General features: G+C 66.0%; 12 protein-coding genes. 5 read left to right on the forward strand and 7 right to left on the reverse strand.

Annotated elements, in window-relative coordinates; all coding sequences use genetic code 11:
* Window positions 1–2 precede the first annotated feature (2 nt).
* Together BWQ93_RS20115 and BWQ93_RS20120 are read left to right on the forward strand one after the other, a co-directional pair.
* Complete coding sequence (locus tag BWQ93_RS20115) at window positions 3–1,784, forward strand: SLC13 family permease (protein WP_077032576.1); 1,782 nt, start codon at window positions 3–5, stop codon at window positions 1,782–1,784.
* A gap of 113 nt (window positions 1,785–1,897) precedes the next feature.
* Window positions 1,898–3,241 (forward strand): dicarboxylate/amino acid:cation symporter, encoded by a 1,344-nt coding sequence (locus BWQ93_RS20120; protein ID WP_077032043.1) that lies wholly within the window; start codon window positions 1,898–1,900, stop codon window positions 3,239–3,241.
* Window positions 3,242–3,274: 33 nt separating this feature from the next.
* Here BWQ93_RS20120 and BWQ93_RS20125 read toward each other — a convergent pair whose 3' ends face one another.
* The gene (locus tag BWQ93_RS20125) at window positions 3,275–4,240 is read right to left on the reverse strand and encodes a hypothetical protein (protein ID WP_077032044.1); all 966 of its coding nucleotides are present in this window, start codon (window positions 4,238–4,240) and stop codon (window positions 3,275–3,277) included.
* Between the two features lie 174 nt (window positions 4,241–4,414).
* On the opposite strand from BWQ93_RS20125, the gene BWQ93_RS20130 reads away from it, so the two are divergent.
* Window positions 4,415–5,806, forward strand: coding sequence for a cytochrome P450 (locus BWQ93_RS20130; RefSeq protein ID WP_077032045.1), 1,392 nt, complete (start codon window positions 4,415–4,417; stop codon window positions 5,804–5,806).
* Window positions 5,807–5,998: 192 nt separating this feature from the next.
* On the opposite strand, the gene BWQ93_RS20135 is transcribed toward BWQ93_RS20130, so the two are convergent.
* Entirely contained in the window at window positions 5,999–6,484 is a 486-nt protein-coding gene (locus BWQ93_RS20135; protein WP_077032046.1) for a PIN domain-containing protein, read from the reverse strand.
* Window positions 6,484–6,729 carry a type II toxin-antitoxin system Phd/YefM family antitoxin gene (locus tag BWQ93_RS20140; protein ID WP_077032047.1) on the reverse strand — a complete coding sequence of 82 codons (246 nt, stop codon included), beginning with the start codon at window positions 6,727–6,729 and terminating at the stop codon, window positions 6,484–6,486. Before BWQ93_RS20140 ends, BWQ93_RS20135 begins: the two co-directional genes overlap by 1 nt.
* Before the next feature lie 235 nt (window positions 6,730–6,964).
* On the opposite strand from BWQ93_RS20140, the gene BWQ93_RS20145 reads away from it, so the two are divergent.
* A complete protein-coding gene (locus tag BWQ93_RS20145; protein WP_232314689.1) occupies window positions 6,965–8,359 on the forward strand; it encodes a cation:proton antiporter in 1,395 nt (464 codons plus the stop codon).
* A 6-nt stretch (window positions 8,360–8,365) separates the two neighbouring features.
* Here the strand turns inward: BWQ93_RS20145 and BWQ93_RS20150 are convergent, their stop codons facing one another.
* Complete coding sequence (locus BWQ93_RS20150; protein WP_077032049.1) at window positions 8,366–9,901, reverse strand: tryptophan halogenase family protein; 1,536 nt, start codon at window positions 9,899–9,901, stop codon at window positions 8,366–8,368.
* 65 nt (window positions 9,902–9,966) lie between these two features.
* Between BWQ93_RS20150 and BWQ93_RS20155 the strand changes: the two genes are divergently transcribed.
* Complete coding sequence (locus BWQ93_RS20155; RefSeq protein ID WP_083721237.1) at window positions 9,967–10,686, forward strand: extensin-like domain-containing protein; 720 nt, start codon at window positions 9,967–9,969, stop codon at window positions 10,684–10,686.
* Here the strand turns inward: BWQ93_RS20155 and BWQ93_RS20160 are convergent, their stop codons facing one another.
* From BWQ93_RS20160 to BWQ93_RS20170, 3 genes are all read right to left on the reverse strand, one after another.
* Window positions 10,687–11,037, reverse strand: a complete 351-nt coding sequence (locus BWQ93_RS20160; RefSeq protein ID WP_077032050.1) for a HesB/IscA family protein — start codon at window positions 11,035–11,037, stop codon at window positions 10,687–10,689.
* Between the two features lie 196 nt (window positions 11,038–11,233).
* Window positions 11,234–11,704 (reverse strand): SUF system Fe-S cluster assembly protein, encoded by a 471-nt coding sequence (locus tag BWQ93_RS20165; protein WP_077032051.1) that lies wholly within the window; start codon window positions 11,702–11,704, stop codon window positions 11,234–11,236.
* The gene (locus tag BWQ93_RS20170) at window positions 11,701–12,846 is read right to left on the reverse strand and encodes an aminotransferase class V-fold PLP-dependent enzyme (protein WP_077032578.1); all 1,146 of its coding nucleotides are present in this window, start codon (window positions 12,844–12,846) and stop codon (window positions 11,701–11,703) included. The genes BWQ93_RS20165 and BWQ93_RS20170 overlap by 4 nt, the downstream gene beginning before the upstream one ends.
* Window positions 12,847–12,880: the final 34 nt, after the last annotated feature.

The raw sequence follows: 12,880 nt of genomic DNA on the forward strand, positions 1-12,880 counted from the left end.
TGATCGAGACTATCCGGGCTTTTATCGCGGCGCATCAGGCGGTTATTTCGCTCGCGATCCTGGGCGTCATGTTCGTCGGTTTTCTGATGGAGCGGCTGCCCGCGACGGTGATCGCGATCCTCGGCGCCTGTACCTATCTCGCGCTCGGCATTCTCGACGACAAGGGATTATACTCCGTGTTCTCGAACTCGGCGCCGATCGTCATCGGCGCGATGTTCGTGCTGTCCGGCGCGCTGATTCGCACCGGGGTGATCCAGCGGGTTGCCGATCTGATCATGGCGCGCGCCGAGAAACATCCGCGGCTCGCGATCGTCGAGGTGCTGCTCGGCGCGGTCGTCGCGTCGGCCTTTCTCAATAACACGCCGGTCGTCGTCGTGTTGCTGCCGATCATGATCAAGCTCGCCGAGGTGACGGGAGTCAGCGCGAAGAAATTGCTGATGCCGCTGTCGATTGCCGCGGTCCTTGGCGGGACGTTGACCTTGATCGGCACCTCGACCAACCTCGTCGTAGACGGCATCGTGCGCGAAGCGGGCATGGAGCGTTTCGGCATTTTCGAGATCACGCCCATAGGGCTGGTCACCGCGGCGTCGGGGATGATCGGGCTCGCGCTGATGTGGTGGCTGCTGCCCTCGGACAGGCCGGTGACCGGCCCCGCGGGTACGCACGATTCGCACCAATATCTGACCGAATTGGTGCTGGCAGACGAGGACGATCTGGTCGGCATGACCGTCGAGGCCTTTCGCGACCTGCCGCGGACGGGGCAGGTCGTCGGTATCCGTCGCGGCTCGGCGGTGGTCCATGGCGCCGAGCTCGAGAATTGGGTGCTAGCGCCGGGCGACCGGCTCGTCCTGCGCGTCGACGGCGCGACGCTGATGACGTGGCGCGAACAGGGGCGGTTCCGCCTCGGCATCGGCAGCGGCGAGCCTGCTGAGGAAGATTTGGTGGTCGAGACGATGATCGCGTCGAACCATCCGGCGATCGGCCAGCGGCTGATCGACATTCCTTTCCTCCAGCGGGTCCGTGCGCGCATCATCGGGCTCGACCGGCCGGCGCACCAGCCGGGCCCCGACCTCGCGAGCGTGCGTATCCGTCCTGCCGACCGTCTGCTGGTCGCGGGCGGCCCGCGCGAGGTCGAGGCGCTGCGCGACAATCCGCACCTGATCGGCGCCGACCTCGCCAAGGTCCGCGCCTTCCGCCGCCGCAAGGCGTGGATCGCCATCCTGTGCATGCTGAGCGTGGTCACGCTCGCGGCCTTCGACGTGATGTCGATCGGGGTCGCGGCGATCATCGCGATTGGGGTCATCCTCGTCACCCGTTGCATCGACAGCGAAGAGGCCTGGGGGACGATCGACGGCGACGTGCTGATCCTGATCTTCGCGATGCTCGCGGTCGGTCTCGCGCTCGAGGCGAGCGGCGCGGTCGCGATGATGGTGGGCTGGGTCGAGCCTTCGCTGGCGGGGCAGCCGATGTGGGTGCTCGTCTTCGGCATCTATTTTTTCGCGCTGATCCTCTCCGAACTGCTCAGCAACAATGCGGTCGCGGCGCTGATGACCCCGGTGACGCTGGCGATCGCCGCCGAGCTCGGGGTCGATCCGCGTCCGCTGGTGATCGCGCTGATGATCGGCGCCTCGGCCTGTTTCGCGACGCCGATCGGTTATCAGACGAACACCATCGTCTATGCCGCGGGCGATTATCGCTTCGTCGATTTCGTCAAGATCGGGGTGCCGCTCAACATCATCACCGGGGTTTCGACCTGCCTCGCCATCACCGCCTTCATGACCTGATCGGTTCGGCGCGGCGCCCTTGACGCTGCGCGCGGCGCCCGCTCAAAGGGACGCCATAATGTCGGGCCGCGACCGCGCCCGGATACGCGAAGATTTTTGAGGGGGACGGCCGGATGGACCGTAAGCTTACCTGGTATATTCTGGCCGGCATGGTGCTCGGCGTCATCGTCGGTTACGCCGTGCACCTCGGCATCCCTGCGAGCGATCCCTGGTTCGAATATCTGTCCAAATCGTTCAAGCTGCTTTCGGACATCTTCCTCAACCTGATCAAGCTGCTCGTCGCGCCGCTGGTGCTGTCGACGATCGTCGTCGGCATCGCGCATATGGGCGACAGCAGCGCGCTGGGGCGCATCGGGGTGCGCGCGATTAGCTGGTTCATCGCGGCGAGCTTCATCTCGATCGCGCTCGGCCTGCTCATGGTGAACCTGTTTCAGCCCGGGGTCGGCGCACCGATCCCCGACGCCGCCGAGGCCGCCAAGATGGTCGGCGAGGTCAAGAAGCTCGACGCGTGGGAATTCACTTTCTCGATCTTCCCCAAGAACGCGCTCGAGGCGCTGGCGACGAACAATATCCTGCAGATTCTGGTGTTCTCGATCTTCGCGGGCGTCGCGCTGTCGGCGATCGGCGAGCGGGGCGCGGTGCTGGTACGCGGCGCCGACGCGCTCGCCGAAATGATGCTGCAGATCACCGGCTATGTGATGCGCTTCGCGCCCTTCGCGGTGTTCGGCGCGATCGCCAATGTCGTCGCGAAAAGCGGGCTTGCGATCCTCAGCACCTATCTGGAGCTGCTCGTCGAATTTTACGCGTCGCTCGTGCTGCTGTGGATCATCCTGCTGACCGCGGGCTGGATATTCCTCCGCCAGCGCATATGGCAGCTGATCCGCTATATCCGCGAACCGTTGCTGATCGCCTTCTCGACCGCCTCGTCGGAGGCGGCGCTGCCCAAGATGTTCGAACAGCTCGACCGCTTCGGCATCCCGCGGCGCATCTCGGGCTTCATGCTGCCCTTGGGCTACAGCTTCAACCTCGACGGTTCGATGATGTACATGAGCTTTGCGACGATCTTCATCGCGCAGGCTTACGGCCTCGACCTGTCGATCGCGACGCAGGTGCTGATCCTGCTGACGCTGATGGTCAGTTCGAAGGGCATCGCCGCGGTGCCGCGCGCCAGCCTGGTCGTGATCACGGGCACGCTCGCGCAATTCGGGCTGCCCGTCGAGGGCGTGGCGATCATCCTCGCGATCGACCAGTTCCTCGACATGGGCCGCACCGCGACCAACGTCGTCGGCAATGCCGTCGCGACCAGCGTCATTACCAAATGGGAAGGCATGCTGCAGGTGCCCGAGCCGGCGGAAATGGAGCTGCCGCACGCCCCCGCGCATACGTCGCATCATGGCGCGCGCGGGCTCGAACTCGCCGAGGATATGGTCACCGACGAGCGCGGCAAGCCGGTCTGACGGGGCTTCCTTGCTCAGGCTTCAGCGGAAACCTTAATCCTCGCGGACGTGGTTCGGCCGGTCGGCCCGGCTGCTGCGGGTCGCGGGCGCGGGGCGCGGCGGAGGAGCCGCGGCCGCAGGCGGGGCACTGCGTACGGGCGGTGCGGCCTGCGGGGCACGGCCTGCGGGGGGTGCCGACTGCGGTCGCGTCGGGCGGGGCGCGGCGCCCACCGCGCCGCCGCCAGGATTGCCCCACTGCTGGCGGGGTCGGCTCATGCCGCTATTGCCGTCCGAGCGCGGCGGGCGCGCTGCTCCGGGCGCGTTGCCGCTGCCGACGCCGGGACGGGTCCAGCCACCGGGGCGACCATCGCCGCGGCCCGGATCGATTGGAGTCGTGGTGCTGCCGGTGGGCGGTCCGCCCGCGCCGGGGCGCGGCGGCCGCGTGCCGCGCGGACCGTCGCGATCACGATCGCGGTCGCCGCGCAGGTCCCAAGGATTGTCGTCGCGGTCGGGGCGGCCGTTACCGTTGCCGGGGCGCCCGTCGCCGCGCGGCCCGTCGCCGCGGCCCGGGCGGCCGCCGTTCCATTGACCGTCGCCGCGACCGGGACGGCCGGGACCGTTCCAATGGCCGTCGCCGCGCCCGCCATGATGTTTCCACCAGGCGCGCCGCCCGCCCCAATAGTTCAGATATTGGCCGCGCAGCGGATAGCGGTTGTTGTAGCTGTCGAAGAGCCACAGGCCGTAGCCCGGATAATAATAATTATCGTACCAGCCACCACCGAATCCGATGTTGACGAAGCCCGCGCCATAATCGCTGCCATCGTAGCAGTCGTAGCCATAGCCGTCGTCATAGGCATAGGGGTCATAATCGTAATAGCTATCGCCGTAGCGCGACACGCAGTCGTTGCCGGCGTAGGCGGACCCATAGCCGTTGACGTCGCCATAATAGCAGCCGCCAAGGCTGGCGGTCGCGAGGGCGCCGAGCGCGATGCCTAGCGGGCGGCGAAGGAAATTTTCCATGACTTTATCCTTGGTTACGGCCCAAACGGACGAGCCGGCATCATGGATGCGAATTTGCGCGAGTCGAGTTGAATTTGCGGTGAATGGAGTCGGAGCGTCGACGAGACGTTACTTGCAACGATGTCAGTAGTGCGTTAGGCCTTGGCAGCTCTCCCCGTCGACGAGGATATTCAGATGAACGCCCCCGCCAAAGCCCAATGGTCCGCAGCGCGGTTCGGTGCCGACACCGCGCACTGGCTGCCGCGCAACGACGAACGCGTGCTCGACCATATCCCCGGCGAGGACGGCATGCCGCTGCTCGGCACGACGCTCGACCAGCTCAAGGATCCGCAGGGCTTCACGCGGCGCATGGTCGGCAAATATGGCAAGGTCTATCGCACCAAGAGCTTCGGCGGGCGCAGCGTCGCGATCCTGGGGCCCGAGGCGAACGAGCTAGCGATGTTCGACCGCGAGAAGAATTTCTCGTCCGAACAGGGCTGGGGGCCGGTGCTCAACCTGTTGTTCCCGCGCGGGCTGATGCTGATGGACTTCGAAAAGCACCGCGCCGACCGCAAGACGCTGTCGGTCGCGTTCAAGCCCGAACCGATGCGCCTCTACGCCGACAGCTTGAACGCCGGGATCAAGGACCGCGTCGCAAGCTGGAGCGGAAAGAGTTTCAAATTCTACCCCGCGATCAAGCAGCTGACGCTCGATCTTGCCGCGACCAGCTTCCTCGGCATCCCCTGGGGACCCGAGGCGGAGAAGATCAACAAGAGCTTCGTCGACATGGTGCAGGCGTCGATCGGCATCGTCCGCCGGCCCTTGCCCTTCACTGCGATGGGGCGCGGCGTCGCGGGGCGCAAATATCTGGTCGACTATTTCGGCAAGATGGTCCCCGAGCGGCGCGTCTCGGACGGCGAGGACATGTTCACGCAGATCTGCCAGGCGCGCGACGAGAATGGCGACTATCTCTCCGTCGAGGCGATCGTCGACCATATGAACTTCCTGATGATGGCGGCGCACGACACGATAACCAGCTCGATCAGCTCGCTCGTCTGGCTGCTCGCCAAGAACCCCGAATGGCAGGACAGGCTTCGCGACGAGATGCTGCGCGTCGCGCCGGCGGGCGAGGGGGTTGGGCATAATGCGCTGAACGAGCTCGAGCTTACCGAATGGGCGTTCAAGGAAGCGCTGCGGATGATCCCGCCGGTGCCGAGCATCCCGCGCCGCGCGCTGCGCGATTTCGAGTTCGGCGGCTATACCATCCCCGCGGGCACCAGCGTCGGGGTGAACCCGGGCTATACGCATATGATGCCCGAATATTGGCCCGAGCCCGAGACATTCGACCCGATGCGCTTTTCGCCCGAGGGGGCGAAGGGTCGGCACAAATATGCCTGGGTCCCCTTCGGCGGCGGCGCGCATATGTGCCTGGGGCTGCACTTCGCCTACATGCAGGCGAAAATCTTTTTCCACCATGTGATCACGACACACCGGATCGTGGTCGCCGAGGGTTATGATCCCGACTGGTATATGTGGCCGATCCCGCGCCCCAAGGACGGGCTGATGGTGACGTTCGAGCGGATTTGACCGGCCCGACCCTCCCCTTTTGATGGGGGAGGCAGCGAGACTTGGAAGCTTGCTTCCTAGTCGCAGCGGTGGGGGTGCGCTCTCGGCCAGCAGCGGCCGTGCAAGGCGCGCCATCACCCTCATCCAACTTCGCCGAGCTGGTTCGCAGCAAGGCTTCGCATCCTTCTCCCATCGAGGGAGAAGGGAAGTGATTCACCCCCGGATAAACAGATTCTTCAGCCACGGCGCGCGGCCGCGCGTCGCTTCGCGCCAGTCGCCGCCGTCGTCTGCCTCGGGCGCGGCGCGGCTGGGGTCGAGCAGCTTGAGCCGCGCGGTGCGGAACGCCGCGGGGTGATAGGTGACCAGCGTCAGCCCATGTTCGAGCGCGGTGGCGGCGAGCAGCGCATCGCGGTCTTGCTCGATGGTCAATGCGGCGCGCCGCCGCGCGACCGCTTGGTCGACCGGCACGATGCGCCCCTCGAAGGCAGGCAGCAGCTGCCCGTCGATCCACGCCCGCCACGCCGCGCCCGCCGCCTTGCCCTGCTTCTGCGCCAGCGCCGCCGCGTTTTCGAGCTCGACCAGCGACAGCGCCGAGACGAACATTGCCTGGCGCGACACGCGCTGCGCCCACGCCGCCAAGGGCGCGCCATCGGGCGCGTGGCGCAGGTCGAGCAGAACGTCGGCGTCGAGCAGATACATCAGCCGCGCCCCCGCCCGCCGAGCGCTTTGCTCAGCAGCGACCGGTCGAGCGCCGCCTCCCCCGGCGCGGCGGCGAGCAGCTGCACCATATTCTCGCGCTCGCCGCTCAGCTGGCGCCAGGCGTCGATGCTGATCAGTACATGCGTGGGCCGCCCGCGATCGGTGACATAGACGGGCTCGATCATGGCGAATCGCTTCGCGCGGCTGACGTCCTGGTTGAATTCGCGACTGGTGACTCGCCTCATTCGTGCCTCCGATCACCCGGCTGGTAGCGCTACCGGGATCGTTCACATGTAGGTATGTTACTACACTGTGGCGCCCTCGCAACAAAATAGAACGTCGCGCCGGGAATCGACGGTGCGCGCGCGCCCCATTGCGGACTTTGGATTGCGCAGCAGCCGCTTTCGTGGCTGCTGACCATCGGAAGGAACGGATACCGAGGCCGGAAGAGCCGTCGGCCCGCCGGGTGGGGAGATAAAGATGATATCGAATATGTTCGGTGAACTGGCGCGAGCGATCGGCGACGTCATGGGCGCGCACGGGCCCGCGGTCGAGGCGGCGCAAAGCTATACCCCCGCCGACTACAGCATTCATTTTTTCCTGCAGATCGCGGTGATCCTGCTCGTCTGCCGCGTCGTCGGCTGGATGGCGAAGAAATTCCTCGGCCAGCCGCAGGTGGTCGGCGAGATGATCGCCGGCGTCGTGCTCGGCCCGTCGCTCTTCGGGCTGCTCTTCCCCGAATTCCAGGCGGCGCTCTTCCCCAAGGAGACGCGCAACTTCCTCTACGTCGGCGCGCAGTTCGGCGTCGGGCTCTACATGTTTCTCGTCGGCACGACGCTGCGCCTCGACCATTTCCAGTCGAAGGCGAAGAGCGCGATCGGCGTGTCGGCGGCGGGCATCGCCGCGCCCTTCCTGTTCGCGGCGCTGATCACGCCCTTCCTGATCGACATCCCCGGCCTGTTCACCGAGGGACTGGGGCAGGGCAGCGCGACCCTGTTCATGGGCGCGTGCATCGCGCTGACCGCCTTCCCGATGCTGGCGCGGATCATCAACGAGCGCGGGCTTGCCAACACCTCGCTCGGCACGCTTTCGCTGACCGCGGGCGCGTTCGACGACGCGGTGTCTTGGTGCGTGCTGGCGATCGTGCTCGCGACCTTCGGCGGCGGCCCGGGAATCGCGTTGCTCGCGATCGTCGGCGGCCTCAGCTTCGCGCTTTTCATGCTCTTCGTCGGGCGCAAGCTGCTGATCCCGCTCGGCCGCGCGGTCGAGGCGAAGGGCGAACTCACGCACGCGCTGCTCGCGGTGGTGCTGATGCTTTATGCGATGTCGGCCTTCTTCATGGACGCGGTCGGCATTCACGCCGTGTTCGGCGGCTTCCTGCTCGGCGCCTGCATGCCGCGCGGCCTGCTCACCGAGGAGATCAAGAAGAAAATCGAGCCGATGACCGTGGTCTTCCTGCTGCCGATGTTCTTCACCTACTCGGGGCTGAACACCCAGCTGACGACGGTCAACAGCCTGTCGCTGCTCGCGATCGCGCTCGGCATATTGCTCGTCTCGATCGCGGCGAAGTTCGGCGCCTGCTGGCTCGCGGCGCGGCTCGCGGGCGAGGACAATCGCACCGCGATGGGCATCGGCGCGCTGATGAACGCGCGCGGGCTGATGGAGCTGATCATCATCAACATCGGCCTGCAAAAGGGCATCATCGGCCCGACGCTCTTCGCGATCATGGTGCTGATGGCGATCGTCACCACCGTGATGGCGGGGCCCTTGTTCGAGCTGGTCTATGGCCGCAAGGCGCGCGAGACCGGCGAACTCGGACAGCTGAACGCGCATGACATGGCGAAGGAAAAGGCGCCGTTGGCCCCAGCCGGCTGAGGATGGTCAGGCCGCCGCGGCGTTGATCTGGTCGATCAGCGTGCGGTGCGCGGGGAGTTCGCTCGCGGCGCGGTCGCCAAAATTGCGGATACGCGCAAAGATGCGCTCGGCCTCGGCGACGTCGGGAAATTCCTCGCGCACCGGCGACAGGTCGGTCCGATATTCCATGCCGTAGAGGATGTACTGATAGTTGAAGAAGGCGAAGCTTTCGAGGTCGAGGATGAAGTCGAAGCGTCCCGGCGGGCGATAGCGCCACTCCTCGAGTAATTCCTTCAGCCGGTCGGGGATCGAGGCGGGATCGCCATTGTCGCGCCAGAAAGGCTCGTCGCGCCGGCTGAGGCAATAATGGAGCTTCAGGAAATTGACGATGTTGGCGTATCGCGCGCTCATCAGCTCGTTGAAGCGCCGCGCGGGGGCGCCGACCGGGCCACCCAAGGGGAACATCTCGGCGATCATCGCCGCGGCGGCTTCGATCATCACGATTCCGGTCGATTCGAGCGGTTCGAGGAAGCCGCCCGACAGCCCGACCGCGACGCAATTTTTGATCCAAGGCGTGGTGCGATAGCCCGCTTCGAACGGAATGCTACGCACCTTGACGTCATGGCTGCGCCCGCCGGTATAGGCCGCCAAAATCTCCGCCGCGCGGTCGTCGGAGAGATGCGCGCTCGAATAGACGCAGCCGATGCCGCGCGCGCCGGCGAGCCCGATGTCCCACGTCCAGCCGCCCGCGTGCGCGGCCGCGATGGTGTAGCTGTCGAGCGGCGTGGCGGGGTCGACATAGGGGAGCTTGCACGCGAGCGCGCGGTCGGTGAACAGCTGATGGCGCACGCTGTGAAAGGGCGCCCCGAGCGCGCCGATCAGCTCGGCGCGGAAACCCGAACAGTCGATATAAAGATCGGCCGACAGCGTGCCATGCTCGGCGGTGACGACATGGTCGATCGCGCCGCTCGCACCATCGAGCGCGACGTCGGTCAGCGTCCCCTGCAGATGCTCGACACCCAGCGCGCGCGCCTGCGCCGACAGCACGTCGGCCAGCCGCGCGGCGTCGAAATGATAGGCATAGTTCAGCGGCCCGTCGAACGCCCCCTCGCCCGAGCGCTTGGGGGCGCGGCGCGCCTCGGCGACGCGATTCTGGATCGTCATCGCCTCGGCGAAGGCGGGGCGCGTCGCGGGATCCTGGAGCAGCCAATAGGAGACGAGGCTATGCCCGTCGCCATGATAGGGCGGCTCGAACGGGTGGAGGAAATGGCTGGACTTCCCCGGCGCTGGTGTGCGCACCCAGTCGTCGAAGCGAATGCCCTGCTTGAAGGTCGCGGTGGTGGACCGAACGAACTGGCTCTCGTCGATGCCGATGAACTGCAGCGTACTGCGGATCGTCGGGAAGGCGCCTTCGCCGACGCCGATGCTGCCGATCTCGTCCGATGCGATCAGCGTGATCGCGAGGCGCGGGTTGCGCGGCAGGTCGAAAAAGCGCGCGAGATAGGCCGCGGTCAGCCAGCCCGCGGTGCCGCCGCCGACGATCAGGATCGAACGCTTCGCCATTGGGAACGCTATCGAGCCGCAAGGCGCTTTCAACAAGCGCTATTTTGCGCCACGCGGAAACCGACATGATGAAAAGCCTGCGCCCCTATCTGATCTGGTTCGGCATCGCGCTGCTGCTGGCGATCGCCGCGATCCGCGCGATGCAGTGGGTGCGCGACCATCCCGAGCATGTGCCCACAGCGCGTTTCGAGCTCAAGCATCCGCAGGGCTGGGCGACGCATCGCAAGCTGGTGGCGCTGAGCCAGGACGATAGCGTCTGCTTCGCCGCCTTCGACCGCGCGGGGGCGGGCTATCTGCGGCGCCCGGTGGTGGGCGAGGGGGTGTGCCGCGCGAGCCAGCGCATGCTGCTGACTGCAAACAAGCTGGTGCCGACGATGCGCCCGGCGGGCGCGGCGCCGGGCTGCGCGGTCACCGCGGCGATGGCGCTGTGGAACCGCGACGTGGTGCAGCCTCTGGCGCAGAAGCATTTCGGGCAGACGGTCGTCGAGCTAGAGAATCTCGGCAGCTATAATTGCCGCAAGATCGCGGGGCGGCAGGCGCAGAGCCAGCATTCGACCGCCAATGCGATCGACATTTCGGCCTTCGTGCTCGCCGACGGGACGCGCATTTCGCTCATCAACGACTGGGATGACGGCGACCGGCGCAGCGAATTTTTGCACGCGGTGCGCGACGGATCGTGCGGCCTGTTCAGCACCGTGCTGTCGCCCGACTATAATGAAGCGCATGCCGACCATTTCCACCTCGACATGGCGCAGCGGACGGCCGGCTGGACGGTGTGCCGCTGACTAGACGGTGAAGCTCTCGCCGCAGCCGCACGCGCCCTTGGCGTTCGGATTTTCGAACACGAAGCCCGCGGCGAAATCGTCCTCGACCCAGTCCATCGTGCTGCCGATCAGATAGAGCACCGATGCGCCGTCGATGTAGAAGACCCCGCCGGGCGTCTCGATCTTCTCGTCGAATTTCGCTTCTTCGGTGACATAATCGACCGAGTAAGCGAGCCCCGAACAGCCGCGGCGCGGCGTCGACAGGCGGACGCCGATCGCGCCTTCGGGCGCCGCGGCCATCAGCGTCGCGATGCGTTCCTCGGCGTTCGGCGTCAGCATGACGGCAGCGGGGCGGGCTTTCAACATCGTCATCTCACACTCCTTCCCCTCTCCCCTTGCGGGAGAGGGATGTGAAGACTTGGCAGCTTGCTGCCTAGTCGAAGCTGGGTGAGGGGTTGTGGTCGAAGACCGCGCGAGCCTGCGGCTCGCAGACCCCTCATCCAACTACGCCTAGCGCCAAAGGCGCAAGGCTTCGTATCCTTCTCCCGCAAGGGGAGAAGGGGTTAATTCACAACATCCCCAGTTCGAGGCGCGCTTCGTCGCTCATATTCTGCGGCGACCACGGCGGATCCCAGACGAGATTGACCTCGGCATCGCCGACGCCGGGCACCGCGCCGACGCGCAGTTCGACCTCGGCAGGCATCGATTCGGCGACCGGACAGTGCGGCGTGGTCAGCGTCATCGTGACCATAACATGGCCTTCGTCGATCTCGACATTGTAGATCAGGCCGAGATCGTAGATGTTCACAGGGATTTCGGGGTCGAAAATCTCCTTGAGCGCGTCGATCACCGACTCATAGAGGTCGCCGCCGACCGCGCCGGGCGCGACCTCGGCGGGCTTGGCCGCAAGGAAGCCTTCGAGATAGTCGCGCTTGCGCTCCAATTTCTCGGGTGCACTCTCGGCATCGTCGACGCGTGCCTTGGGCGGGGCTTCGACGCTCGCCACTTCTTCCACCTTGATCATGCGATCCTCGCTCATCCGAAAATCCTCTCGACGCGGGCGAGGCCGTCTATCAGCGTCGCCACATCGTCGTCATTGCTATACACACCGAAACTTGCGCGCGCGGTCGCGGGCACCCCCAGATGCTCCATCAGCGGCTGCGCGCAATGGTGCCCGGCGCGGATCGCGACCCCGCTTTCGTCCAAGATAGTGCCGATGTCGTGCGGATGAACCCCCGCCATCGAAAAGCTTACAATTCCGGCACTGTTTTCAGGACCATAGAGCGTGATGCTGTTCTTGCGCGAAAGCTGCTCGCGGAGCCTCGCAACCAGCGAACACTCATGCGCGTGGATCGCATCGATCCCGATCGCATCGACATAATCGACCGCCGCCGCGAGCCCGATCGCCTCGATGATCGCGGGGGTTCCCGCCTCGAAGCGCGTCGGGGCGGGGGCGTAGGTCGTGCGTTCGAAAGTGACCCGGTCGATCATCGACCCGCCGCCCTGCCACGGCGGCAGCCTGTCGAGCTTGTCGCTCCAAAGCACGCCGATGCCCGTCGGGCCGTAAAGCTTGTGCCCCGAGAAGGCATAATAGTCGCAGCCGAGCGCCGCGACATCGACGGGCAGCCGCGGCACCGCCTGGCAGCCGTCGATCAGCAGCTCGGCGCCGACGCGGTGCGCGATCTCGGCGGCGCGCGCGACGTCGAGCGGGCTGCCGAGCACGTTCGAGACATGCGCGAAGGCGACCATATTATGCTCGGGAGTCAGCAGTTTCTCGGCCGCATCGAGGTCGATGCAGCCGTCGGCGGTCAGCGGGCACACATCGACCTGCCACCCGGCGAGCTGCCAAGGCACGATATTGCTGTGATGCTCGAGCATCGACAGCAGCACGCGGCCCTTCTTCGGATGCGAGTAGGCGACGAGGTTGATCGCCTCGGTCGCGCCGCGCACGAAGGCAATCTGCTCTTCCTTTGCGCCGATGAACGCCGCGATCCGCCGCCGCGCGGCCTCATAGGCGAGCGTCATGTCGGCCGAGCGCGCATAGACGCCGCGGTGCACCGTCGCATAATCGCGTCCCATCGCGTTGACGGTCGCGTCGATGACCGCCTGCGGTTTCTGCGCGGTCGCGGCGGTATCGAGATAGTGCCAGCCGGGGTTGAGGCCGGGGAATTGGTCTCTAATCCCGTTTGTGTCGAGCGAAGTCGAGACACGTTGG

It is taken from the genome of Sphingopyxis sp. QXT-31, from assembly GCF_001984035.1.
In the GTDB taxonomy this organism is placed as follows: Bacteria; Pseudomonadota; Alphaproteobacteria; order Sphingomonadales; family Sphingomonadaceae; genus Sphingopyxis.